Genomic DNA, 262 nt, shown 5'->3' with positions numbered 1-262 from the left:
GCCGAGCTGACGCGTGATTTGAAGGCATTCAGCCAGCGCCATGGCAGCACCCTGTTCATGACCCTGCTGGCCGGCTGGTCGATCCTGCTGGCGCGGCTGAGCGGGCAGTCAGACATCGTGATCGGCAGCCCGGTTGCCAACCGCCAGCGCAGCGAGATCGAAGCCATGATCGGCTTCTTCGTCAACACCCTGGCGCTGCGGGTGCAACTGGCAGACGACCCGAGCGTGGCCGCCCTGCTGGCGCAAGTCAAGGACAGCACCC

The 262-nt window shown here is 66.0% G+C and carries 1 protein-coding gene; it reads left to right on the top strand.

From position 1 onward, the window contains the following. Positions 1-262 (top strand): condensation domain-containing protein (locus tag KVP70_RS33685; protein WP_217946774.1); only part of this gene is annotated, 262 nt, incomplete at both ends.

It is taken from the genome of Duganella violaceipulchra (genome assembly GCF_019166075.1).
Classification (GTDB): Bacteria; Pseudomonadota; Gammaproteobacteria; order Burkholderiales; family Burkholderiaceae_D; genus Rugamonas; species Rugamonas violaceipulchra.
The sequence above is the reverse complement of the archived record's forward strand: the minus strand, read 5'-3'. Positions and strand labels throughout refer to the sequence as shown.